Origin of the sequence: Pseudomonas sp. MYb327 (assembly GCF_040438925.1) — a bacterium.
Taxonomy (GTDB): Bacteria; Pseudomonadota; Gammaproteobacteria; order Pseudomonadales; family Pseudomonadaceae; genus Aquipseudomonas.
The window spans coordinates 708,187-731,030 of the sequence record NZ_CP159258.1 but is presented as its reverse complement, the minus strand read 5'-3'; the positions used below and the strand labels follow the sequence as shown (position 1 = coordinate 731,030).

The following is a 22,844-nucleotide window of genomic DNA, read 5'->3' as shown; positions in this document are numbered from 1 at the left end:
TGCGCCACTCTGTATACAACGCGGCGGCATTATACATGCCATCTCCTACTCTAAAGAGCGCATTTTCCCAAGGTTGTGACCGCGTATGACAGGCGAAATGAACATCCTTCCGCTACCGCAGACCACCCCGGCGACCACGCGTCCGCTGGTACTGAGTGGCGAGCTGATCAAGCTGCTGACGCCGATGGAGGGCCTGATCACCGCCGGTCAGACCGCCAATGCCGAAGTGCTGTCACTCAAGCAGACGGATCAGACCTTTCAGTTGTTGCTCAAGGTCACCCTCGAAAACGGCCGTCAAACTACAGTCCAGGCCAGCAGCAACCAGCCATTGGCCCAAGGCACCAATATGGCGGTCACCCAGCCCTCGGCGGGTAATCTGGCGGTCACCGTGCAACAGGCCATCGCCTCCAGCGTCGCCACCCTCACCCGCATCGACACCGCACAATTGCCGGTTGGCACGCTGCTGCAAGGCAAAGTGCTGACATCTCAGGTGTTGCCGCAAGTGCCGGGGCAGCCAGCGGTGTTTCGCTCGATGGTGAGTCTGCTAAATACCGCCCTGAGCGGCAGCACCTTGAGCATCGACAGCCCGCAGCCGTTGCGCATCGGCACTTTATTGAGTGCGCAGGTGCAAGACAGCCAAACGTTGAAATTCGTACCGCTGAGTAACCGCCAGGAACAATTGGCGGTGACTCAACAATTGGTCAGCCAACTAAGTCGCCAAGGCTCGCTGGACGGATTGCTCAAACTCCTGCAAAACCTGCCGGCCTCGGATCAGACCTCCCTGGACCTGCGGGCCGTCGCCGACAAGTTGCTCGCCGGTTTGCCTGATGTTCAGCAACTGAGCACGCCGAAAGGCCTGGCGTTGGCGCTCGCCGGCAGCGGCGCATTCCTCGAATCAAAACTGCTGACCGGGCAGAACCCAACGCTCGCGCCGGACATGAAAGCCGACCTGCTCAAGTTGATTGCCCAACTGACACCCGGGCTGCCGGCCAACAGCAACCTCAACGCGATCATCGCCGCCAACACCCTGGCCCAGGCCATGCCGAATTTTGTACGCAATGCACTCGGCATGTTGGGGCAAGTCAGTGCCAAACCATCCCCGACCGGTTTCCCGTTGCCCGAGCGCCTGTTGCAGGGCGCGGAAGGCGAAGATGATCTAGAACACCTGTTGCGCCTGGCCGCTGCGGCGGTTTCGCGCCTGCAAAGCCATCAGCTATCGAGTCTGGAACAGACCGGCGTCACCAGCGATGGCCGCTTGATGAGCACCTGGCAACTGGAAATCCCGATGCGCAACATGCAGGACATCGTACCGTTGCAGGTCAAGTTTCAGCGCGAAGAAGCACCGGAGAAAGAAGCGCAACACGACCGCCGCGATGAGCGCGAACCCAAACAGCAACTGTGGCGCGTCGACCTGGCGTTCGACATGGAGCCGCTTGGGCCGCTTCAGGTCCAGGCGCAGTTGATCAAGGGCAGCCTGTCCAGCCAGCTCTGGGCGGAACGGCCTTACACCGCCAGCCTGATCGAAAACAATCTAGCGGGGTTGCGCGAACGCCTGCTCGCCTCGGGCCTGAACGTCGGCGATCTCGATTGCCATCACGGCAAACCGCCCGCAGGTCCGCAAAACCGCCTCGAACAACGCTGGGTCGACGAAAACGCATGAGCAACCCCAACGCCCCACGCCAAGCCATCGCCCTTAAATACGACGGCAACCATGCACCTACCCTCACGGCCAAGGGTGACGAAGAACTGGCGGAAGAAATTCTGCGGATCGCCCGTGATTACGAAGTGCCAATCTACGAAAACGCCGAGCTGGTGAAACTGTTGGCGCGGATGGAGTTGGGGGACAGTATTCCGGAGGAGTTGTACCGCACGATTGCCGAGATCATTGCGTTTGCGTGGAATCTGAAAGGCAAGTTTCCCGTGGGGCATGATCCGAATGCGCCGAGGGTCGAGAAGGATGTGACCTCACGCGGGGATGATTATTGAGGTTTCGAAAACGCCATCGCGAGCAAGCTCGCTCCCACAATTGATCTTCAGCGAACACATATTTTGTGTCCGTTATAAAACCACTGTCGCAGCGAGCCTGCTCGCGCCTACAACTGCGCCACGGTATCTGCCTTGAAAAACCGCAAAAGCTTGAGGCTGCGGCCCAGGATCAAACCATTGATGATGCCTGACGTCAGTTCTGACGTGGCTATCGCCGGTACTTCTTCGGCGAGCTCCGGGTGCATGGCCTCTTGATATCCACTGTAGTAACGCAAAGCAAAGAATCCCCAATACACAGCCAGCACCTTGACGGTGCCATTCAGTACCAGACATTCACCGACGCGCTCTGCGCCTTGGTATGAATAAAAGCGCAATGCCAACATCCAACCCGCGAGCAATCCCAGCGCATAGACTGAGAGCGGGATCGCAATGCCTTGGGAGAGTTTCAGCGAGACTAGAGAAATGGCGATGAATATCGCTGGCGTGATTTGCAACGAACGCTTCGATTCATGGCTCTTGAAGCAAGCGCTGACACCGTAATAAGTCAAGATCAAAAAGACTGCATAAACCCACAGCGGTGTGCTACGAAAAATGTCGAGCATAGGCTTCCTTGTCGCTGCACAGGTGTGAGTATCCGGAGAAGGCATTTTGCGGAGAAAGAGTCACCGCACGCGCGGATGATTACTGAGGTTTCGGGGACGCCATCGCGAGCAAGCTCGCTCTCACCGTGATTTGTGGCGCTCACACAGTATGTGTTGAGCACTGGACCCTGTGGGAGCGAGCTTGCTCGCGATGGCGATTTCAGCTTGAGCGCAAAACTCAGTTCTTGTGAAGCTTGCTCATCAACTCCGCCTCAGCCTGGGTCAAGCCGCAGGACTGGGTCAGTTCGTCGACGCTCGCGCCCATCCCGACCAGTCGCGCTGCTTGGGCGAATGACAGGCTGGAAGGGTCGCGCTGTTCGAGCTGAGCCAGTTTGTCCGGCAAGGGCCCGACGATCGAACGCAGTTCGTGCAGGTCTTCACCCATGCGCACGTTGCCGTTCTGATAGTCGTCAACACGCTTGGCCAGGTCCTTGATGCGCTGATCACGCAGCGCTTCACCCTGGGCCTGTTGCGCGGCGATCTGCTTTTGAGCGCGAATGTACGCCAGAAACATTGCCAGCGTGCCTGCCCAAAACAGGAACAGGACAATGACCGCAACCTCAAGAATCAATCAGATACTCTCCAGTTCCGACCATTCTTCTTCGCTCATCATCTTGTCCAACTCGACAAGGATCAGCAGTTCGTTGTTCTTGTTGCACACGCCTTGAATGAATTTGGCGGATTCTTCGTTACCGACGTTCGGCGCGGTTTCGATTTCCGACTGACGCAGGTAAACCACTTCGGCCACACTGTCGACCATGATCCCGACCACTTGCTTGTCGGCTTCGATGATGACGATACGGGTGTTGTCGCTGATTTCTGCGTTCATCAGGCCAAAGCGCTGACGGGTGTCGATCACGGTGACCACGTTACCGCGCAGGTTGATGATGCCCAGCACGTAGCTCGGGGCACCCGGCACCGGGGCGATTTCGGTGTAGCGCAGGACTTCCTGAACGCGCATCACGTTGATGCCGTAGGTTTCGTTGTCCAGTTTGAAGGTTACCCATTGCAGGATCGGATCTTCGGAACCCTTTGCCGCCGTTGCCTTGTCATTCATACCCTGACCCCTCAAGAAACCGCCCTGGCGGTGTTGTTCTGTTATGTAGGTTTGTGAGCCGGCTTGCTGCCGCCCATGTGCTTTGCCCCACCGCTGGCGATCAGTTCGGCCAGTTCGGAGACGTCGAGCAACGCACACATGTGTTCAATCACTGTGCCCGCCAACCATGGCCGTTGACCACGGTGGCTGCGCCATTTGATTTCGTTCGGGTCCAGGCGCAACGAACGACTGACCTGATGCACCGCCAGCCCCCACTCGTAGCCCTGAACGGAAATAACGTATTGCAGGCCCTGGCGGAAGTCATCGCGATAACGGTCGGGCATGACCCACCGCGCAGTGTCGAGCACCTTGAGGTTGCCCGCCTGGCTCGGCAGGATGCCGAGGAACCATTCCGGTTGACCGAACAACGGCGTCAACTCATGCCCGGCCAATGGATAAATCGAGCCCAGGCACACCAGCGGCACCGCCAGGGTCAACCCGGCAACATCGAACAACAGGCATTCGAAGGGCTCGGCAGCCCATGCCGGACGTCCGTCGGTTTGCACCGGCGGTGGCGTGCTGGAAGGTGGCAGATGAACTTCGACGACCGGCGGCACCAAGGTTTGCAGCATCGGCGCGATGGTTGAAACCGTCGCCAGAATCGGAGCTGGCGCTTCAATCACGGCCAGAGCAATTGGAGCCTCAGGTTCGACCACGGCGGCCCTTGGCTCGGCATCGACTTTGGCCTGTTCAGCATCGCGGGCCTGTTCTTCGAGCACGGCGGCATGGAATTCATCCAGTACGGCGCCGAACTCGATCAGTTCCGGTAACGTTTCTTCGACTGGCAAGTCTTCGGTCGCATCCTGCAGCAAGCTGTCCAGATAGGACTGGAGCGCCAGTTGCGGGCGAGACGAGATCTTGATCGGCCGGTTCATGGGCGCACCCCATTGTTTAGGCTCATCTCACGCCACCTGCGCCACAAGTTGCGCCGCGAGCAGATGCTTGAGCAGTGCGCGGTAAGCGAGTACGCCACGGCTCTTGCCATCGAATTGCGAAGGCGTCAGCCCGGCCCGACTGGCGTCGCGTAAACGCGTGTCCACGGGGATGTAGCCTTGCCAGATTTCTTCCGGAAACTTGTCGCGCAATACCCGCAGCGTGCCAAGGGACGCTTGCGTGCGACGGTCGAACAGCGTCGGCACGATGGTGAACGGCAGCGCCTGTTTGCGTGAGCGGTTGATCATCACCAGGGTGTTGACCATGCGTTCCAGGCCTTTGACCGCCAGGTGTTCGGTCTGCACCGGGATCACCAGTTGCTGGCTTGCCGCCAACGCGTTGACCATCAACACGCCAAGCAACGGCGGGCTGTCGATCACCGCGTAATCGAAGTCCTGCCACAACTGCGCGAGGCTCTTGGCGATCACCAGGCCCAGGCCACTCTGGCCCGGCGACTGGCGCTCAAGAGTCGCCAGGGCGGTGCTTGACGGCAGCAGAGAAATACGTTCATCACTGGTGGAAAGCAGCAACTGGCCGGGCAAGCCCTGGGGCACGCTGCCCTTGTGCAGGAACAGGTCGTAGTTGCTGTGTTCCAGGGTGTCCGGGTCGTAACCGAAATAGCTGGTCATGGAGCCGTGAGGGTCGAGGTCGACCACGACCACGCGCTTGCCCGCCTCGGCCAGTAACCCGGCTAAAGCGATGGAGGAAGTGGTTTTACCGACACCACCCTTTTGATTGGCGACTGCCCAGACTCTCATTCGGTTAGTTCCACCCGGCCCAATGGATCGACCGAGAAATAGCTCAACGTGTTAATGCGGGCGACGGAGAATTGACGGCGCTCTCTCGTACCGGCGACTTGACCGGGGTCGGTGCAGTTTGTGTGCCAGCACGCTTCAAGGCGGCATCCGGTTGCGCATTGGCCGTTCCAGTGCCGGTGAGGCTGCGGCGCACATCGAGATTGCGTGATACCACCAGCACCACGCGACGATTGCGCGCTCGGCCCTCGGCGGTGGCGTTGTTGGCCACTGGTTGGAATTCGCCATACCCCACCGATGCCAGACGCCCGGGGTTCACCCCTTGCATCGCGAGCATGCGTACGATGCTGGCGGAGCGCGCCGATGACAGTTCCCAGTTGGTCGGGTACTGAGCGGTGCGGATCGGTTGATCGTCGGTGAAGCCTTCGACGTGGATCGGGTTGTCGAACGGCTTCAGAATTGCCGCCACCTTATCGATGATATTGAACGCAATGTCGCTGGGCATGGCATCGCCACTGCCGAACAACAGACTCGAATTGAGCTCGATCTCGACCCACAACTCGTTCCCGCGCACGGTCATCTGGTTGGATTTGATCAGGTCGCCGAACGCCGCGCTGATGTCATTGGCGATGCTTTTCAGCGGGTCACTGGCGCCAGCGACGCCGGCGTCAACCTGGTCACTGTCCTTGACCAGCGGCTTGGCCGGGGTCACGGTCTTCGGTCGCTCCTCACCGATCGGAATCGGTTGCAAGGAGCGATCGGCGTCGGTGAAGACGCCGATCAGCGCCTGGGAAATGACCTTGTACTTGCCTTCGTTGATCGAAGAAATCGAGTACATCACCACAAAAAACGCGAAGAGCAAGGTGATGAAGTCCGCGTAGGACACCAGCCAGCGCTCGTGATTGACGTGTTCTTCATGCTGGCGACGACGAGCCATGAGGTTATTCCCTTAATCCATGAAGCCCTGAAGCTTCAACTCAATGGAGCGAGGGTTTTCACCTTCGGCGATCGACAGGATCCCTTCCAGCAACATTTCGCGATAACGCGATTGGCGCAATGCAATCGACTTGAGTTTGGCGGCAATCGGCAACAGCACCAGGTTGGCACTGGCCACGCCGTAGATGGTGGCGACGAAGGCCACGGCGATGCCGTTACCCAGTTGCGACGGATCACCGAGGTTGCCCATGACGTGAATCAGGCCCATCACCGCACCGATGATGCCAATGGTCGGTGCATAACCGCCCATGCTTTCGAAGACCTTGGCGGCTTCGATGTCACGGCTTTCCTGGGTGTAGAAATCCACTTCCAGAATACTGCGGATCGCTTCCGGCTCGGCGCCATCAACCAGCAGTTGCAGGCCTTTGCGCGAGTAACTGTCAGGCTCGGTATCGGCCACGCCTTCCAGACCGAGCAAGCCTTCCTTGCGAGCGGTCAGGCTCCAGTTGACGACACGATCGACGCCACCGGCCAGGTCGATGCGTGGGGGAAACAGGATCCACGCGAGAATTTGCATGGCGCGCTTGAAGGCACTCATGGGCGATTGCAGCAATGCCGCGCCAATGGTCCCGCCGAGCACGATCAACGCCGCCGGGCCGTTGGCCAGTGCGCCGAGGTGACCGCCTTCAAGGAAGTTGCCGCCAATGATGGCGACGAACGCCAGGATGATTCCGATAAGGCTTAGAACGTCCATCAGATGCACGCCTCGACCAGATGCCGACCGATATCGTCGAGGCCGTAGATCGCATCGGCGAGTTCAGCTTTGACGATGGCCATCGGCATGCCGTAGATCACGCAGCTGGCTTCATCCTGCGCCCAGATCGAGCTGCCGCCCTGCTTGAGCAGACGCGCGCCTTCACGACCGTCGGCGCCCATGCCGGTCAGCACCACCGCCAGAACTTTGTCTCCAAAGGTCTTGGCCGCCGAACCGAAGGTGATGTCTACGCATGGCTTGTAGTTCAGACGCTCGTCGCCCGGCAGGATTTTCACCGCGCCACGGCCATCGATCATCATTTGCTTGCCACCCGGTGCCAGCAACGCGAGGCCCGGACGCAGGATGTCGCCATCCTCGGCTTCCTTGACGCTGATGCGGCAAAGCTTGTCCAGGCGTTCGGCGAAGGCCTTGGTAAAGGCTGCCGGCATGTGCTGGACCAGCACGATCGGCGTCGGGAAGTTCGCCGGCAACTGGGTCAACACCCGTTGCAGGGCAACCGGACCGCCCGTGGACGTGCCGATAGCGACCAGTTTGTAAGCCTTGCGTTTCGGTGCTGGCGACGACGGTGCGTGCGCAGGTGCACGACTCGGGACTGGAGTCGGAGCCGGACGTACGGGCGCACTGTTGCTGTAACTGCTGACGCTCGAAGGCGCTGGAGTCGGGGCCGGGGCCTGGGCAGCGACAGGAGCCGGGGCAGCGTAGGCACTGACACGACGATTGCTGCGCGAGATGCTGAGAATCTTCTCGCACAGCAGTTGCTTGACCTTCTCGGGATTGCGCGAGATGTCTTCGAAATTCTTCGGCAGGAAGTCCACCGCGCCGGCGTCCAGCGCATCCAGGGTTACCCGGGCGCCTTCATGGGTCAGCGAAGAAAACATCAGGACCGGAGTCGGGCAGCGCTGCATGATGTGCCGCACTGCGGTGATGCCGTCCATCATTGGCATCTCGTAGTCCATGGTGATCACGTCGGGCTTGAGAGCCAGCGCCTGATCGATCGCCTCTTTGCCGTTGGTTGCCGTACCAACGACCTGGATATTCGAATCCGCCGAAAGAATTTCCGAGACGCGGCGGCGGAAAAACCCCGAATCATCCACCACCAGGACCTTGACTGCCATAAACACTCCGTTAGACGGAGCGAGGCTCAGTCGCCCCGCTCCACCAGAATCAAATACGCCGTGCGGCGTAACGCTTGAGCATGCTCGGAACATCGAGAATCAGCGCGATGCGACCGTCACCGGTGATGGTGGCGCCCGACATGCCCGGGGTTCCCTGGAGCATTTTGCCCAGTGGCTTGATGACCACTTCTTCCTGGCCCACCAGTTGATCGACGACAAAGCCGATTCGCTGAGTGCCCACCGAAAGGATCACCACATGGCCTTCGCGCTGCTCTTCATGAGCGGCGGAGCTGACCAGCCAGCGCTTGAGGTAGAACAATGGCAGTGCCTTGTCCCGCACGATCACCACTTCCTGGCCGTCCACCACGTTGGTGCGCGACAAGTCGAGGTGGAAGATCTCGTTGACGTTCACCAACGGGAATGCGAACGCCTGGTTGCCGAGCATCACCATCAGCGTCGGCATGATCGCCAGGGTCAACGGCACCTTGATGACGATCTTCGACCCCTGGCCCTTGGCCGAGTAGATGTTGATCGAACCGTTGAGCTGGGAAATCTTGGTTTTCACCACGTCCATGCCCACACCACGACCCGATACGTCGGAGATCTCGGTCTTGGTCGAGAAGCCCGGAGCGAAAATCAGGTTGTAGCATTCGGTATCGCTCAAGCGATCGGCCGCATCCTTGTCCATCACACCGCGTTTTACCGCAATGGAACGCAGGACGTTCGGGTCCATGCCTTTGCCGTCATCGGAGATCGACAACAGGATGTGATCGCCTTCCTGCTCGGCTGCGAGGATCACCTTGCCACCGCGGGACTTGCCCGAGGCTTCGCGTTCTTCCGGCGACTCGATGCCGTGGTCGACCGCGTTGCGCACCAAGTGGACCAGCGGATCGGCCAAGGCCTCGACGAGGTTCTTGTCGAGGTCGGTTTCTTCGCCGACCAGTTCCAGGTTGATCTCTTTCTTGAGCTGGCGAGCCAGGTCACGAACCAGGCGCGGGAAGCGCCCGAAAACTTTCTTGATCGGTTGCATCCGGGTCTTCATGACCGCGGTTTGCAGGTCGGCCGTGACCACATCAAGGTTCGACACTGCCTTGGACATGGCCTCATCGGCGCTGTTGGCACCCAGGCGAACCAGGCGGTTACGCACCAGAACCAACTCGCCGACCATGTTCATGATTTCGTCGAGACGCGCGGTATCAACCCGCACAGTGGTCTCGGCTTCACTGGCCGGTTTTTCCGCCGGCGCCGAAGCGGGTGCGCGAGCTGGCGCCGGCGCCGCAGCGGGTGCGGGTGTCGGTGCTTCAGCTTTGGGCTCAGGCGCCTTGGCCACGGGTTTCGGTGCAGCAGCCTTGGCCACTGGCGCGGCAACGGCAGCATTGGCACCGCTGGCGCTGCCGACTTCAAACTTGCCTTTGCCGTGCAACTCGTCGAGCAGCGCTTCGAATTCGTGATCGGTGATCAGATCGCTGCCGGCCGCGGCGGCGGTAGGCGCCGCTGGCGTCGGCACCGACGCGATGGCCGACTCCAGCGCATCGACAGCAAAGTTGCCTTTGCCATGAAGCTGGTCGAGCAGAGATTCGAATTCGTCGTCGGTAATGTCGGAGCTGTCGCCTGCCGCTTTCGGGGCTTGCGGCGCCGCTGGTGCAGCCGACGGGGCCACCGCGTCGACGGCGAACTGGCCTTTACCGTGCAACTGGTCGAGCAACGACTCGAACTCGGCATCGGTGATTTCGTCGCTGGCCGCCGCATCGCTGGCTGGCGCAGGAGCATCCGCCGGCGCCTCGGCCTGGGCCTTGACGGCGTTCAGCGAGTCCAGCAGCTGTTCGAATTCATTGTCGGTGATGTCACCCGATTCGCTTTCGGTAATGGCTGCTTCAACCACTTCAGCGACAGGCGCAGGAGCGGCCTCGTCAGCCGATTGCGGCTCGGCCAGACGTGCCAGGGCAGCAAGCAATTCAGGTGTGGCAGCCGTGATCGGGCTGCGCTCGCGGACTTCGCTGAACATGCTGTTCACCGCGTCCAGCGCTTCGAGAACAACGTCCATCAATTCCGAGTCGACGCGACGCTCACCCTTGCGCAGGATGTCGAACACGTTCTCGGCGATGTGACAGCACTCCACCAGCTCGTTGAGCTGGAGGAAGCCGGCGCCCCCTTTTACAGTGTGAAAACCGCGAAAAATTGCATTGAGCAAGTCCGCATCATCCGGTCGGCTTTCCAGCTCGACCAGTTGCTCGGACAGTTGCTCTAGAATCTCGCCGGCCTCAACCAGGAAATCCTGAAGGATCTCTTCATCGGCGCCGAAGCTCATTAATGGTGTGCTCCTAACAGGTCTAAAAACCTAAAAAACCTGAAAATCTAAAATCCCAGGCTGGATAGCAAATCGTCCACATCGTCCTGACCGGACACAACGTCTTCTCTTTTATCGGCATGAATCTGCGGACCTTCACCCTGAGAGAGATGTTTTTGTGGATCTTTTTCTGCAAGCATCGCTTCACGGTCATGTTCGATGCCCGCGAAGCGGTCTACCTGGCTGGCCATGAGCACGAGCTTGAGCAGGTTGCTTTCAACTTCGGTGACCAGTTGGGTCACACGCTTGATCACCTGACCGGTGAGGTCCTGATAATCCTGGGCGAGCAGAATGTCGTTGAGGTTGCTCGACACAGCGCGATTGTCTGCGCTGCTGCGTGCCAGGAATCCATCGACTCGCCGAGCCAGTTCGCGGAACTCTTCGGCGCCGACTTCGCGGCGCATGAACCGTCCCCAATCCGTGCTCAACGCCTGGGCTTCGTCAGCCAGGCTGTTGACCAGTGGCGTGGCGTTTTCCACCAGGTCCATGGTGCGGTTGGCAGCAGCCTCGGTCAGCTTGACCACATACCCCAGACGCTCGGTGGCGTCGGTGATTTGCGACACTTCCTCGGCTTGCGGCATGTTCGGGTCAATCTGGAAATTGACGATCGCGCTATGTAGCTCGCGGGTGAGCTTGCCCACTTCCTGATACAGGCCGCGGTCACGGGTCTGGTTGAGCTCATGGATCAATTGCACAGCATCGCCAAACCTGCCTTTTTCAAGGCTCGCGACCAGTTCGACGGCGTGTTTTTTCAGGGTCGATTCAAAATCGCCCTGCGAAGATTCGTTATGCCCCATAGCTCCCCCGTGGCGCAGTTCAACCGATGCGTTCGAAAATCTTCTCGATTTTTTCTTTCAACGCCTGGGCCGTGAAGGGCTTGACTACATAGCCGTTTACACCGGCCTGGGCTGCTTCGATGATCTGTTCGCGCTTGGCTTCAGCGGTCACCATCAGCACTGGCAAGTGCTTGAGTTTTTCATCGGCACGCACGTGGCGCAGCAGATCGATACCGGTCATGCCAGGCATGTTCCAGTCCGTCACCAGAAAGTCGATGCTCCCGCTGTTGAGCACCGGAATGGCCGTGGTGCCATCGTCGGCCTCGACCGTGTTGGTGAACCCAAGGTCACGCAACAGGTTTTTTATGATCCGCCGCATCGTTGAGAAGTCATCAACGATGAGGATTTTCATGTTCTTGTCCAATTCGACCTCCAAGCAGACTAAAACGCGCCCAGCACCTGGACGCGCCATTTCAATCAATCTGGCAAAGCACTCGATGACTGTCTGGAGTACAACGGATCGAGACCGGCGCGGTTCAACACCCCACCAGCCACGTCGCAGTGCCCCCACACTGCCTTCAGCGCGCTCGCCACTCTCCCAAACGCCCCCGCAAACGGGCCGCGCACTGGCTGTGTAACTGGCTGACCCGAGATTCGCTAACCCCCAGGACTTCACCGATTTCCTTGAGATTCAACTCTTCGTCGTAGTACAGCGCCAACACCAGTCGCTCACGCTCCGGCAAATTGGCAATCGCGTCCGCCAGCGCCGCCTGGAAGCGTTCATCTTCCAGGTCGCGTGACGGCTCGAGATGAGCACTCGCGCCATCCTCGTGCAGCCCTTCGTGTTCGCCGTCCTGCAACAGATCGTCGAAACTGAATAATCGGCTGCCGAGGGTGTCGTTCAAAATCCCGTAATAATCGTCGAGACTCAATTGGAGTTCGGCCGCAACTTCGTGATCTTTAGCGTCACGGCCGGTTTTAGCTTCAATCGAGCGAATAGCATCGCTGACCATCCGGGTATTGCGGTGGACCGAACGTGGCGCCCAGTCCCCTTTGCGCACTTCATCGAGCATGGCGCCGCGGATTCGAATGCCCGCGTACGTTTCGAAACTCGCGCCTTTGCTGGCGTCGTATTTTGTTGATACTTCAAGCAGGCCGATCATCCCGGCCTGAATCAGGTCTTCGACCTGGACACTGGCCGGCAGGCGCGCCAGCAAGTGGTAGGCAATGCGTTTGACCAGTGGCGCGTAACGCTCGATCAGCTCGTACTGCGCGTCACGCGCCGACTTCTTGTAGAGGTTGTAACCGCTGGCCGTCATAGCACGGGTCCTGCCGTTTGTTGCACGAGGCGCTCGACGAAAAACTCCAGGTGCCCGCGCGGGTTGGCTGGCAGCGGCCAGGTATCGACCTTTTGGGCGATGGCCTTGAACGCCAGCGAGCACTTGGAACGCGGGAACGCTTCGTAGACCGCGCGCTGCTTCTGCACGGCCTTGCGCACGCTTTCGTCGTACGGCACAGCGCCGACGTATTGCAGGGCGACGTCCAGGAAGCGGTCAGTGACCTTGGTCAGTTTGGCGAACAGGTTACGGCCTTCCTGCGGGCTCTGGGCCATATTGGCCAGGACGCGGAAACGATTCATGCCGTAATCGCGGTTGAGCAATTTGATCAATGCGTAGGCGTCAGTGATCGAAGTCGGCTCGTCGCAGACCACCAGCAACACTTCTTGCGCAGCGCGTACGAAACTGACTACCGAGTCACCAATACCTGCAGCGGTGTCGATCACCAGCACGTCGAGGTTGTCGCCAATATCGCTGAAAGCCTGGATCAGACCGGCGTGTTGCGCCGGGCTCAAGTGAACCATGCTCTGGGTGCCGGAAGCCGCCGGAACGATGCGGATACCGCCCGGTCCTTGCAACAGCACGTCGCGCAGTTCGCAGCGGCCTTCGATCACGTCGGCCAGAGTACGTTTGGGTGTCAGTCCCAGCAGAACGTCGACGTTCGCCAGGCCCAGGTCGGCGTCCAGCAACATGACGCGCCGGCCAAGCTCAGCCAAAGCCAGGGACAAGTTCACTGACACGTTAGTTTTCCCGACGCCACCTTTGCCGCCGGTCACCGCGATCACCTGTACGGGATGCATGCTGCCCATGTTATTTCTTTACCTTGTCTTGCATAGACGGAGGCCACATTACTGGCTGCGCGTTCTCAACCGGAACAATGCATGGCAGACCATCGATGTAGGTACAAAAACTATTCATTTTTACCTCAGCCAACCTGCTTGGTCGGACTGTGGTAGATGTCAGCGAACATGTCAGCCATGGCTTCTTCGCTGGGTTCTTCCTGCATTTGCACGCTGACGGCGCGGCTAACCAACTGATGACGACGCGGCAGATGCAAATCATCCGGAATCCGCGGGCCATCGGTCAGGTAGGCCACTGGCAATTCATGACTGATGGCCAGGCTCAACACCTCGCCCAGACTGGCCGTTTCATCCAGTTTAGTCAGAATGCAGCCGGCAAGCCCGCAACGCTTGTAACTGTGATAAGCGGCGGTTAGAACCTGTTTCTGGCTGGTGGTTGCCAGGACCAGATAATTTTTTGATTTGATGCCACGACCGGCCAGGCTTTCGAGCTGCATGCGCAGCGCCGGATCGCTGGCCTGCAGGCCGGCGGTGTCGATCAGCACCACGCGCTTGCGCAGCAGTGGATCCAGCGCCTGCACCAGCGATTGCCCCGGATCGACGTGCGTCACCGATACGTTGAGAATCCGACCGAGGGTCTTGAGTTGTTCCTGGGCGCCGATGCGGAAGCTGTCCATGCTCACCAGCGCGATGTTCTGCGCGCCGTATTTGAGCACGTAACGAGCAGCCAGCTTGGCCAGGGTGGTGGTCTTGCCCATGCCGGCAGGGCCGACCATGGCAATCACGCCGCCCTCTTCCAGCGGTTCAATTTCCGGCGTGGCAATCATTCGCGCCAGATGCGCCAGCAACATGCGCCAGGCCTGACGAGGTTCTTCAATATCGGTAATCAGCGCGAGCAAATCCCGCGACAACGGGCCGGACAGCCCGATGCGTTGCAAACGGCGCCAGAGGTTGGCCTGAGCCGGGCGGCTGCCCTGCAGTTGATTCCAGGCCAGGGAGCCAAGCTGTACTTCCATCAGCTCGCGCAGGCTGTTGAGTTCGGAACGCATGGAGTCGAACGCCCGTGGATCAACACCGCTGGAGGCAGGCGCCGGGGCTGGCGCAGGACGACGAGGCTCGCTGTAGGTCGGTTCGATCAGTGGTTCGGCGGCGGTCAGCGGCAGGCCGGCGAACAACTGGCGATTGGTCGCATTGTCGCTCTCGCCATCACTTCGCAGGCTCAATTCGGCCTGGGCGGTGACGATCCGCGACTGAGTCTTGCGCAACTCGTCTTCGAGCTCCATGTTCGGCACGCGCGGGGCCAACGCCGACAGCTTGTAATCCAGGGCAGCCGTCAGCTCGACACCACCGGCGATGCGGCGGTTGCCAATGATGGCGGCATCGGCGCCCAGCTCATCACGAACCAGCTTCATGGCCTGACGCATATCGGCGGCGAAAAAACGCTTAACTTGCATAAACCACTACCCTCAGCCGTTGGGCCCTACTGTCGCAACGATGGTCACTTGCTTGTTGTCAGGAATTTCCTGGTACGCCAACACGTGCAAACCCGGGACTGCCAGTCGGCCAAATCGCGAGAGCATCGCGCGAACCGGACCGGCCACCAGCAGAATCACCGGTTGACCTTGCATCTCTTGACGCTGCGCGGCGTCGATCAACGAACGCTGCAGCTTTTCAGCCATGCTTGGCTCCAGCAGAACGCCCTCTTCCGAGCCTTGTCCTGCCTTCTGCAGACTATTGAGCAATATTTGTTCCAACCTTGGCTCCAGCGTGATAACTGGCAGCTCCGACTCAGTGCCTACAATGCTTTGGACGATTGCGCGGGATACGCCGACGCGCACCGCGGCCACCAATGCGGCAGTATCTTGACTCTTGGCAGCGTTGTTCGCGATGGCTTCGGCGATGCTGCGGATGTCGCGCACCGGCACTTGCTCGGCCAACAACGCTTGCAGCACCTTGAGCAACTGCGACAGCGATACCACGCCCGGCACCAGCTCTTCCGCCAGTTTTGGCGAGCTTTTGGCCAGCAATTGCATGAGTTGCTGCACTTCTTCGTGGCCGATCAGCTCGCTGGAGTGCTTGTACAAAATCTGGTTCAAGTGGGTTGCCACTACTGTACTGGCATCGACCACTGTATAGCCAAGGGATTGCGCCTGCGAACGCTGGCTGATTTCGATCCAGACCGCCTCCAGGCCGAAAGCCGGATCTTTGGCGGTTATGCCGTTAAGCGTGCCGTAGACCTGCCCCGGGTTAATCGCCAGCTCGCGCTCCGGGTAAATCTCGGCCTCGGCCAGGATCACACCCATCAGGGTCAGACGATAGGCGCTCGGCGCCAGGTCGAGGTTGTCACGAATGTGCACGGTCGGCATCAGGAAGCCGAGGTCCTGGGACAGCTTCTTGCGCACGCCCTTGATCCGCGCGAGCAACTGACCGCCCTGGTTACGGTCCACCAGCGGAATCAGGCGATAACCCACTTCCAGGCCAATCATGTCGATTGGCGTCACGTCATCCCAGCCCAGCTCCTTGGTTTCCTGGGCGCGAGCCGGCGAAGGCAACAGTTCCTGCTGACGCTTGACCTCTTGCAGCGCTTGAACCTTGGCCACATTCTGCTTTTTCCAGAACAGGTAGGCTCCACCAGCGGCCAGAGCCGCCATGGTCAGAAAAGAGAAATGCGGCATGCCGGGCACCAGGCCCATGACTGCCATCAGTCCCGCCGCCACTGCCAGCGCTTTTGGCGAGGCGAACATCTGGCGATTGATTTGCTTGCCCATGTCTTCCGAGCCGGAAGCACGGGTCACCATGATCGCCGCTGCCGTGGACAACAACAGTGATGGCAATTGCGCCACCAAACCGTCACCAATGGTCAACAGCGCGTAAACCTTGCCGGCATCACCGAAGGTCATGCCGTGCTGGAAGATACCCACCGCCATACCGCCGATCAGGTTGATGAACAGAATCAACAGGCCGGCGATGGCGTCACCACGAACGAATTTGCTGGCACCGTCCATGGAGCCGTAGAACTCAGCTTCCTGTGCCACTTCCATCCGGCGCAACTTGGCCTGGTTCTGGTCGATCAGGCCGGCGTTCAAGTCGGCGTCGATGGCCATTTGTTTGCCGGGCATCGCATCGAGGGTGAATCGCGCGCTCACCTCGGAAATCCGTCCGGCACCCTTGGTCACCACGACGAAGTTGATGATCATCAAAATCGCGAAAACCACGATACCAACCACGTAGTTACCGCCGATCACCACCTCACCGAAGGCCTGAATCACCTTACCGGCAGCGGCATGACCATCCTGACCGTGGAGCATCACCACCCGCGTGGACGCCACGTTCAACGCCAGCCGCAGCAATGTCGCCACCAGCAGAATGGTCGGAAACACCGCGAAATCCAGCGGCCGCAAGGCGTACACGCAGACCAGCAGCACAACAATCGACAGGGCAATATTGAAGGTGAAAAACACGTCCAACAGGAACGGCGGCACCGGCAACATCATCATCGCCAGCATGACCAGCAGCAACAACGGCACGCCCAGATTGCCCCGACTCAAATCGGCAACGTTTGTGCGAGCTGTGTTGAATAACTGAGAGCGATCCACCGGTTTTCCCCGTTTCTTTAAAGCAAACTTTTGACGCCAATTGCAGGCGCAGAGCCGCTACTGCAAGAAGTCTTCCAACTTTTGCAAAGAGTTGAAACAGAGGGCTTTGTGAGATTGCGCCTGCCTAACAGGCTCGGGCCGCGTCGGACGATCTTTTGATTTTCAGCGGATCAAGAATCCCGCCTCAAATCCGGCGGAATCGGCAAGTCATCCTTGAGTGGATCAGGACGTTTGCCCTTGCCCGCACGGTATTGGCGAATCTGATAGACGTATGCCAGCACCTGCGCAACGGCCAGGTACAACCCACCGGGAATCTCCTGCTCCAGCTCCGTGGAGTAGTAAATCGATCGCGCCAACCCCGGTGACTCCAGCAACAGAATCTCGTTGGCGACCGCGATTTCACGAATTTTCAGGGCCAGGAAATCAGTGCCCTTGGCGATCAGCATTGGCGCGCCGCTCTTGTCCGGGTCGTACTTGAGCGCCACCGCGTAGTGAGTCGGGTTGGTGATGATCACGTCCGCCTCGGGAATGGCGGCCATCATCCGCCGCTGGGACATCTCTCGTTGCAGCTGTCGAATACGCTGCTTGACCTCCGGCCGGCCCTCCGCATCCTTATGCTCGTCGCGAACTTCCTGCTTGGTCATCAGCAGTTTCTTGTGGCTTTCCCAGAGCTGCACCGGGACGTCTACGGCGGCGATGAGGATCAACCCGCAAGCCATCCACAGCGTGCTCCAGCCGACCACTTGCAGACTGTGAATAATCGCCCGGTCCAGCGGTTCATGGGCGATGCGTAGCAAGTCGTCGATGTCCGCCGACAGCACCGCCAAGGCCACGAACAGAATGATGATGAACTTGGCCAATGCCTTGAGCAGCTCTACCAGCGCCTTGGTGGAGAACATGCGTTTGAGGCCGGGTGCGGGGTTGAGCCGACTGAACTTGGGTGCCAGAGAGCCCGCCGCGAACAGCCATCCGCCCAGGGAAATCGGGCCAATGATGGCAGCCAGCACCAATGTAAGCATCACCGGCTGAATCGACCACAGGGCAATCAGTCCCGAGTGCAGCAGATAACTGGCCATGGAGCGTTGATCCATGATCACTTCCCGCGGTATCGAGAAGTTCAGGCGCATCAGCTCCATCATGTCTTGCGCCATGGCCCCGCCGAAAATCAGCAGCGCACTGGCACCAACCAGCATGATGGCCAGGGTGTTGAGCTCCTTGGAGCGCGCAACCTCACCCTTCTCCCGAGCGTCCTTTTTCTTTTTCTCGGAGGGGTCTTCTGTTTTGTCCTGACCGCTTTCGCTCTCAGCCATGACTCAGCGCGCCCGTGCCAGTTCGCGTAAAAACTGCAAGGCCTCGGAAGCCAGCGGTTGATACTGATTGAGAATGTCCGCCAGCCCAACCCAGACGATAAACAGCCCGAGCACCAGGATCAGCGGGAAACCGATGGAAAAGATATTGAGCTGCGGCGCCGCCCGGGTCATTACGCCGAATGCAATGTTGACCACCAGCAACGCGGTAATCGCCGGCAGCACCAGCACAAGCGCCGCGCCAAGCACCCAACCCAGCTTGCCGGCCAGCTCCCAGAAATGATTGACCATCAGCCCGCTACCGACTGGCAGCGTGGTGAAGCTTTCCGTGAGGACCTCGAACACCACCAGGTGGCCGTTCATCGAGAGGAACATCAGCGTCACCAGCATGGTGAAAAACTGCCCGATGACCGCTGTCGACACGCCGTTGACCGGGTCGACCATGGAAGCGAAGCCCATGCCCATCTGAATGGCGACGATTTGCCCGGCGATGACGAAGGCCTGGAAGAACAGTTGCAACGAAAAACCCAGCACCGCACCGACGAGGATTTGCTCGGCAATCAGCAACAACCCGCTCAAGTCCAGCGCACTCACCGGCGGCATGGGCGGCAGGCCCGGGGCGATGACCACGGTAATCGCCACGGCGAAATACAGGCGTACCCGACGCGGCACCAGGGTCGTGCCGAACACAGGCATGACCATCAGTATTGAAGCCACGCGAAACAGCGGCAGCATGAAGGTCGCCACCCAAGTGCTGATCTGGGTATCCGTCAATTGCAGCAGCGAGGACATGGCTTAGCCGATGACCTGCGGAATACTGCCGTACAACTGCAGGATGTATTCCATGAAGGTCTGCACCAGCCACGGGCCGCCAACGATCAGCGTCACCAGCATCACCAACAGGCGCGGCAAAAAGCTCAGGGTCTGTTCGTTGATCTGAGTGGCAGCCTGAAACATCGCCACCAACAGGCCTACCAGCAGACTCGGAATGACCAGTATCGCCACCATCATGGTGGTCAGCCACAGCGCTTCGCGGAAGATGTCGACGGCAACTTCTGGCGTCATGGCGAAACACCACCGAAGCTGCTGGCCAACGTGCCGATGATCAACGCCCAGCCATCCACCAGCACGAACAACATGATTTTGAACGGCAGGGAAATGATCAGCGGCGACAGCATCATCATCCCCATGGCCATCAGCACACTGGCCACGACCAGGTCGATGATCAGGAACGGAATGAAGATCATGAAGCCGATCTGGAACGCGGTCTTCAGCTCGGATGTCACGAACGCCGGAACCAGAATGGTCAGTGGCGCCTGATCCGGCGTGGCGATGTCGGTACGCTTGGACAGGCGCATGAACAACTCCAGATCACTAGTGCGCGTCTGGGCGAGCATGAAGTCCTTGATCGGCACCTGAGCCTTGGCCACGGCATCCTGGGCGGTCATTTTTTCCGCCAGGTACGGCTGCAAGGCATCCTGGTTAACCCGATCGAAGACTGGCGCCATGATGAACAGGGTCAGGAACAGCGCCATGCCGGTAAGGATCTGGTTCGACGGCGTCTGCTGCAGGCCCAGGGCCTGACGCAGGATCGAGAAGACGATGATGATCCGGGTGAAACTGGTCATCAGCATGACGAACGCCGGGATGAAACTCAGCGCCGTCATGATCAGCAGGATTTGCAGGCTGACCGAGTATTCCTGGGCACCTTGGGCATTGGTGCCCAAAGTGATGGCCGGGATCGACAACGGATCGGCGGCGAACGCCAGCGGCGCGGCCAGCATCAGTGCCAGCGTCAAGACGATGCGTAACGCAACCATTACTTCTTATCCTTCTGATCCTTGCCGAGTATCTTCAACAGATGCTGGGCAAACTCCGGAGTCGCTTTATCGGCAGTGGTCGGCACTTCGATCGGTTCTTTAAGCACGTGCAGTGCGGTGATGGTGCCAGGGCTCAGACCGAGCAGAATCTGTTCATTGCCGACCTGCACAAGCATCAGGCGGTCACGCGGCCCCAAGGCACGGGAACCGATCAGCTCGATCACCTGCCCTTTACCCGCTGGCCCGGCCTGCTGGACCCGGCGCAGCAACCAGGCGAGGAAGAAGATCAGCCCGATCACCAGCAGCAAACCGAACACCAGTTGCGTCAATTGCCCGGCCACTCCGCCACTGGCAATGGGAGCAGCGGCCGCGGCGGCGGTCGCAACCGGCTCGGCCGCCAGCACGCTCAACGGCAACGCCAACCCCAGCACAAAACCGAAAAGCTTTTTCACTCAGCGCAGCTTCTTGATGCGTTCACTTGGGCTGATCACGTCGGTCAGACGGATGCCGAACTTCTCGTTGACCACTACCACTTCACCGTGAGCGATCAGCGTGCCGTTGACCAGCACGTCCAGCGGTTCACCGGCCAGGCGGTCGAGTTCGATCACCGAACCCTGGTTGAGTTGCAGCAGGTTGCGAATGTTGATGTCCGTACTGCCCACTTCCATGGAAATCGATACCGGGATATCGAGGATCACGTCCAGGTTCGGGCCTTCGAGACTGACCGGATCGTTGTTGCGCGGCACACTGCCGAACTCTTCCATTGGCAAGCGGTTGGAACTGGAAACGCCTGAATCGGCAGCCAGCAGTGCATCGATGTCGGCCTGCCCGGCGTCACCGGTTTCTTCCAGGGCGGCAGCCCATTCATCGGCCAGCGCCTGGTCGTCCTGGGTGTTCATATCATCAGCCATCATTTGTCCTCGGCGAGCGACGCTTCAATCAGAAGCGGTCATTTCAAATAGGGATTGGAGCGCCGGTCAGCGGCGCTCGATCGGCTCGATCACCTGCAACGCAAGGTTGCCTTTGTGCGAGCCCATCTTGACCTTGAAGGCCGGCACGCCGTTGGCGCGCATGATCATGTCCTCGGGCATTTCCACCGGAATAATGTCGCCCGGCTGCATGTGCAGGATGTCGCGCAACTTCAACTGGCGGCGAGCAACCGTGGCGCCGATCGGCACGTCGACATCCAGCACGTCCTGACGCAAGGCGTTGACCCAGCGCTCGTCCTGATCGTCGAGGTCCGACTGGAAGCCGGCGTCAAGCATTTCGCGCACCGGCTCGATCATCGAGTACGGCATGGTCACGTGCAGGTCGCCGCCACCGCCATCGAGTTCGATGTGGAAGGTCGACACCACAATGGCTTCACTCGGGCCGACGATGTTGGCCATGGCCGGGTTCACTTCCGAGTTGATGTACTCGAAATTCACTTCCATGATCGCCTGCCAGGCTTCCTTCAAGTCGACGAAGGCCTGCTCCAGCACCATGCGCACCACACGCAGTTCAGTCGGGGTGAATTCACGCCCTTCGATCTTGGCGTGACGGCCGTCGCCACCAAAGAAGTTGTCCACCAGCTTGAACACCAGTTTGGCGTCAAGGATGAACAACGCAGTGCCGCGCAGCGGTTTGATCTTGACCAGGTTGAGACTGGTCGGCACGTACAGCGAGTGCACGTATTCGCCGAACTTCATCACCTGCACGCCACCGACCGCCACGTCTGCCGAGCGGCGCAGCATGTTGAACATGCTGATGCGCGTGTAGCGGGCAAAACGTTCGTTGATCATTTCCAGGGTCGGCATGCGTCCACGGACGATGCGATCCTGGCTGGTCAGGTCGTAGCTTTTGACGGTGCCGGGTTCGGCAGCGATATCGGTCTGTACCAGACCATCGTCGACGCCATGCAACAGCGCGTCGATCTCATCCTGGGACAGCAGGTCCTGCACGGCCATGTCGTGTTCCTACTGCAGTACGAAATTAGTGAAAAGCAACTGCTCGACAACCACTTTGCCGAGTTCTTTCTGCGCCACTTCCTGGACGCTGGCCGTGGCCTTTTGACGCAACATTTCCTGGCCAACCGGCGACGCGAGCGTGGCAAAGTCTTGCCCGGAGAACAGCATCACCAGGTTATTGCGGATCACTGGCATGTGGACTTTCAGCGCGTCCAGATCGGCCTGGTTGCGGCCAAGCATGGTGATGCTCACCTGCATGTAGCGCTGACGGCCGTTCTGGTTGTAGTTGGCCACGAACGCCGGAGCCATCGACTCGAAAACCGCCGGTTGCTTGCCTTGCTGCGCGGTCTCAACCACCGCAGCGGGCTTGCTCTGAGCGCTGTGCATGAAGTACCAGGTCGCCCCCACGGATAAGCCGATCGCCAGCAGCAGGGCCACTACGATCAATACAATCAGCTTTATTTTGCCTTTGGTTGCGGGGTCTTTTACTGCTGCGTCGCTCTTCGCCATGCCAATAATCCGTCACTAATCGGGTTTTCACAGTCGCACGGCAAGGCAAGAGCAAGTGTTATGCCAGAAGTGTCGGGAGGGAGATCGGTGGCAGTTCCCAGTGGGAGCGGGCTTGCCCGCGATTGGATCTGACAGTCGACATCTTCATCGGCTGATAAACCGCTATCG

Annotated in this window: 25 protein-coding genes; 2 read left to right on the top strand and 23 right to left on the bottom strand. The window is 59.4% G+C overall.

What is annotated here, in order from left to right; translation table 11 throughout:
* Nucleotides 1-85: 85 nt before the first annotated feature.
* Nucleotides 86-1,660, top strand: coding sequence for a flagellar hook-length control protein FliK (locus tag ABVN21_RS03285; RefSeq protein WP_339553912.1), 1,575 nt, complete (start codon nt 86-88; stop codon nt 1,658-1,660).
* The gene (locus ABVN21_RS03280; protein ID WP_339553913.1) at nt 1,657-1,986 is read left to right on the top strand and encodes an EscU/YscU/HrcU family type III secretion system export apparatus switch protein; all 330 of its coding nucleotides are present in this window, start codon (nt 1,657-1,659) and stop codon (nt 1,984-1,986) included. Before ABVN21_RS03285 ends, ABVN21_RS03280 begins: the two co-directional genes overlap by 4 nt.
* A gap of 107 nt (nt 1,987-2,093) precedes the next feature.
* Here ABVN21_RS03280 and ABVN21_RS03275 read toward each other — a convergent pair whose 3' ends face one another.
* From ABVN21_RS03275 to fliL, 23 genes are all read right to left on the bottom strand, one after another.
* Nucleotides 2,094-2,588 (bottom strand): hypothetical protein, encoded by a 495-nt coding sequence (locus tag ABVN21_RS03275; protein WP_339553914.1) that lies wholly within the window; start codon nt 2,586-2,588, stop codon nt 2,094-2,096.
* Between the two features lie 217 nt (nt 2,589-2,805).
* Nucleotides 2,806-3,198, bottom strand: coding sequence for a DUF2802 domain-containing protein (locus tag ABVN21_RS03270; RefSeq protein ID WP_339553915.1), 393 nt, complete (start codon nt 3,196-3,198; stop codon nt 2,806-2,808).
* Nucleotides 3,199-3,684, bottom strand: a complete 486-nt coding sequence (locus ABVN21_RS03265; RefSeq protein ID WP_007980742.1) for a chemotaxis protein CheW — start codon at nt 3,682-3,684, stop codon at nt 3,199-3,201. It lies immediately after the preceding gene.
* A gap of 41 nt (nt 3,685-3,725) precedes the next feature.
* Entirely contained in the window at nt 3,726-4,598 is an 873-nt protein-coding gene (locus ABVN21_RS03260) for a chemotaxis protein CheW (RefSeq protein ID WP_339553916.1), read from the bottom strand.
* 27 nt (nt 4,599-4,625) lie between these two features.
* Nucleotides 4,626-5,414, bottom strand: coding sequence for a ParA family protein (locus ABVN21_RS03255; protein WP_339553917.1), 789 nt, complete (start codon nt 5,412-5,414; stop codon nt 4,626-4,628).
* A 43-nt stretch (nt 5,415-5,457) separates the two neighbouring features.
* A complete protein-coding gene (gene motD, locus ABVN21_RS03250; protein ID WP_339553918.1) occupies nt 5,458-6,348 on the bottom strand; it encodes a flagellar motor protein MotD in 891 nt (296 codons plus the stop codon).
* Between the two features lie 12 nt (nt 6,349-6,360).
* Entirely contained in the window at nt 6,361-7,101 is a 741-nt protein-coding gene (locus tag ABVN21_RS03245) for a flagellar motor protein (protein ID WP_339553919.1), read from the bottom strand.
* Nucleotides 7,101-8,237 (bottom strand): chemotaxis response regulator protein-glutamate methylesterase, encoded by a 1,137-nt coding sequence (locus tag ABVN21_RS03240; RefSeq protein ID WP_339553920.1) that lies wholly within the window; start codon nt 8,235-8,237, stop codon nt 7,101-7,103. Before ABVN21_RS03240 ends, ABVN21_RS03245 begins: the two co-directional genes overlap by 1 nt.
* Nucleotides 8,238-8,286: 49 nt before the next feature.
* On the bottom strand, nt 8,287-10,545 hold the full coding sequence (locus tag ABVN21_RS03235) for a chemotaxis protein CheA (RefSeq protein WP_339553921.1): 2,259 nt from the start codon (nt 10,543-10,545) through the stop codon (nt 8,287-8,289).
* A 47-nt stretch (nt 10,546-10,592) separates the two neighbouring features.
* The gene (locus ABVN21_RS03230; protein ID WP_034146292.1) at nt 10,593-11,381 is read right to left on the bottom strand and encodes a protein phosphatase CheZ; all 789 of its coding nucleotides are present in this window, start codon (nt 11,379-11,381) and stop codon (nt 10,593-10,595) included.
* 19 nt (nt 11,382-11,400) lie between these two features.
* Complete coding sequence (locus tag ABVN21_RS03225) at nt 11,401-11,772, bottom strand: chemotaxis response regulator CheY (protein ID WP_003183998.1); 372 nt, start codon at nt 11,770-11,772, stop codon at nt 11,401-11,403.
* A 166-nt stretch (nt 11,773-11,938) separates the two neighbouring features.
* Entirely contained in the window at nt 11,939-12,679 is a 741-nt protein-coding gene (fliA, locus tag ABVN21_RS03220; protein ID WP_007894214.1) for an RNA polymerase sigma factor FliA, read from the bottom strand.
* Entirely contained in the window at nt 12,676-13,506 is an 831-nt protein-coding gene (gene fleN, locus ABVN21_RS03215) for a flagellar synthesis regulator FleN (RefSeq protein WP_008001746.1), read from the bottom strand. The genes fliA and fleN overlap by 4 nt, the downstream gene beginning before the upstream one ends.
* Before the next feature lie 116 nt (nt 13,507-13,622).
* Nucleotides 13,623-14,951 carry a flagellar biosynthesis protein FlhF gene (flhF, locus tag ABVN21_RS03210; protein ID WP_339553922.1) on the bottom strand — a complete coding sequence of 443 codons (1,329 nt, stop codon included), beginning with the start codon at nt 14,949-14,951 and terminating at the stop codon, nt 13,623-13,625.
* 12 nt (nt 14,952-14,963) lie between these two features.
* Nucleotides 14,964-17,093, bottom strand: a complete 2,130-nt coding sequence (gene flhA / locus ABVN21_RS03205) for a flagellar biosynthesis protein FlhA (protein ID WP_339553923.1) — start codon at nt 17,091-17,093, stop codon at nt 14,964-14,966.
* Between the two features lie 170 nt (nt 17,094-17,263).
* Nucleotides 17,264-18,403, bottom strand: a complete 1,140-nt coding sequence (gene flhB / locus ABVN21_RS03200; RefSeq protein ID WP_339553924.1) for a flagellar biosynthesis protein FlhB — start codon at nt 18,401-18,403, stop codon at nt 17,264-17,266.
* A gap of 3 nt (nt 18,404-18,406) precedes the next feature.
* Nucleotides 18,407-19,192 carry a flagellar biosynthetic protein FliR gene (gene fliR / locus ABVN21_RS03195; RefSeq protein ID WP_339553925.1) on the bottom strand — a complete coding sequence of 262 codons (786 nt, stop codon included), beginning with the start codon at nt 19,190-19,192 and terminating at the stop codon, nt 18,407-18,409.
* Nucleotides 19,193-19,195: 3 nt separating this feature from the next.
* Nucleotides 19,196-19,465, bottom strand: a complete 270-nt coding sequence (gene fliQ, locus ABVN21_RS03190) for a flagellar biosynthesis protein FliQ (protein WP_034146287.1) — start codon at nt 19,463-19,465, stop codon at nt 19,196-19,198.
* Nucleotides 19,462-20,220, bottom strand: a complete 759-nt coding sequence (gene fliP, locus ABVN21_RS03185; protein WP_339553927.1) for a flagellar type III secretion system pore protein FliP — start codon at nt 20,218-20,220, stop codon at nt 19,462-19,464. The genes fliQ and fliP overlap by 4 nt, the downstream gene beginning before the upstream one ends.
* Nucleotides 20,220-20,672, bottom strand: a complete 453-nt coding sequence (fliO, locus tag ABVN21_RS03180; protein WP_339553929.1) for a flagellar biosynthetic protein FliO — start codon at nt 20,670-20,672, stop codon at nt 20,220-20,222. The genes fliP and fliO overlap by 1 nt, the downstream gene beginning before the upstream one ends.
* Complete coding sequence (fliN, locus tag ABVN21_RS03175) at nt 20,673-21,131, bottom strand: flagellar motor switch protein FliN (RefSeq protein ID WP_339553930.1); 459 nt, start codon at nt 21,129-21,131, stop codon at nt 20,673-20,675.
* Between the two features lie 66 nt (nt 21,132-21,197).
* Entirely contained in the window at nt 21,198-22,166 is a 969-nt protein-coding gene (gene fliM / locus ABVN21_RS03170; protein WP_034146283.1) for a flagellar motor switch protein FliM, read from the bottom strand.
* A gap of 9 nt (nt 22,167-22,175) precedes the next feature.
* Nucleotides 22,176-22,676, bottom strand: coding sequence for a flagellar basal body-associated protein FliL (gene fliL / locus ABVN21_RS03165; protein ID WP_339553931.1), 501 nt, complete (start codon nt 22,674-22,676; stop codon nt 22,176-22,178).
* Between the last annotated feature and the right edge of the window lie 168 nt (nt 22,677-22,844).

Coding starts and splice junctions, on each gene's coding strand:
- ABVN21_RS03235 (WP_339553921.1), bottom strand. CDS start 10,545: ATGAGCTTCGGCGCCGATGAAGAGATCCTTCAGGATTTCCTGGTTGAG.
- flhB (WP_339553924.1), bottom strand. CDS start 18,403: ATGGCTGAGAGCGAAAGCGGTCAGGACAAAACAGAAGACCCCTCCGAG.
- ABVN21_RS03245 (WP_339553919.1), bottom strand. CDS start 7,101: ATGGACGTTCTAAGCCTTATCGGAATCATCCTGGCGTTCGTCGCCATC.
- fliR (WP_339553925.1), bottom strand. CDS start 19,192: ATGTCCTCGCTGCTGCAATTGACGGATACCCAGATCAGCACTTGGGTG.
- fleN (WP_008001746.1), bottom strand. CDS start 13,506: ATGGGCAGCATGCATCCCGTACAGGTGATCGCGGTGACCGGCGGCAAA.
- ABVN21_RS03260 (WP_339553916.1), bottom strand. CDS start 4,598: ATGAACCGGCCGATCAAGATCTCGTCTCGCCCGCAACTGGCGCTCCAG.
- ABVN21_RS03265 (WP_007980742.1), bottom strand. CDS start 3,684: ATGAATGACAAGGCAACGGCGGCAAAGGGTTCCGAAGATCCGATCCTG.
- fliL (WP_339553931.1), bottom strand. CDS start 22,676: ATGGCGAAGAGCGACGCAGCAGTAAAAGACCCCGCAACCAAAGGCAAA.
- ABVN21_RS03285 (WP_339553912.1), top strand. CDS start 86: ATGACAGGCGAAATGAACATCCTTCCGCTACCGCAGACCACCCCGGCG.
- ABVN21_RS03280 (WP_339553913.1), top strand. CDS start 1,657: ATGAGCAACCCCAACGCCCCACGCCAAGCCATCGCCCTTAAATACGAC.
- ABVN21_RS03225 (WP_003183998.1), bottom strand. CDS start 11,772: ATGAAAATCCTCATCGTTGATGACTTCTCAACGATGCGGCGGATCATA.
- ABVN21_RS03255 (WP_339553917.1), bottom strand. CDS start 5,414: ATGAGAGTCTGGGCAGTCGCCAATCAAAAGGGTGGTGTCGGTAAAACC.
- fliN (WP_339553930.1), bottom strand. CDS start 21,131: ATGGCTGATGATATGAACACCCAGGACGACCAGGCGCTGGCCGATGAA.
- fliM (WP_034146283.1), bottom strand. CDS start 22,166: ATGGCCGTGCAGGACCTGCTGTCCCAGGATGAGATCGACGCGCTGTTG.
- fliP (WP_339553927.1), bottom strand. CDS start 20,220: ATGGTTGCGTTACGCATCGTCTTGACGCTGGCACTGATGCTGGCCGCG.
- ABVN21_RS03275 (WP_339553914.1), bottom strand. CDS start 2,588: ATGCTCGACATTTTTCGTAGCACACCGCTGTGGGTTTATGCAGTCTTT.
- motD (WP_339553918.1), bottom strand. CDS start 6,348: ATGGCTCGTCGTCGCCAGCATGAAGAACACGTCAATCACGAGCGCTGG.
- flhF (WP_339553922.1), bottom strand. CDS start 14,951: ATGCAAGTTAAGCGTTTTTTCGCCGCCGATATGCGTCAGGCCATGAAG.
- ABVN21_RS03230 (WP_034146292.1), bottom strand. CDS start 11,381: ATGGGGCATAACGAATCTTCGCAGGGCGATTTTGAATCGACCCTGAAA.
- fliA (WP_007894214.1), bottom strand. CDS start 12,679: ATGACGGCCAGCGGTTACAACCTCTACAAGAAGTCGGCGCGTGACGCG.
- ABVN21_RS03240 (WP_339553920.1), bottom strand. CDS start 8,237: ATGGCAGTCAAGGTCCTGGTGGTGGATGATTCGGGGTTTTTCCGCCGC.
- fliQ (WP_034146287.1), bottom strand. CDS start 19,465: ATGACGCCAGAAGTTGCCGTCGACATCTTCCGCGAAGCGCTGTGGCTG.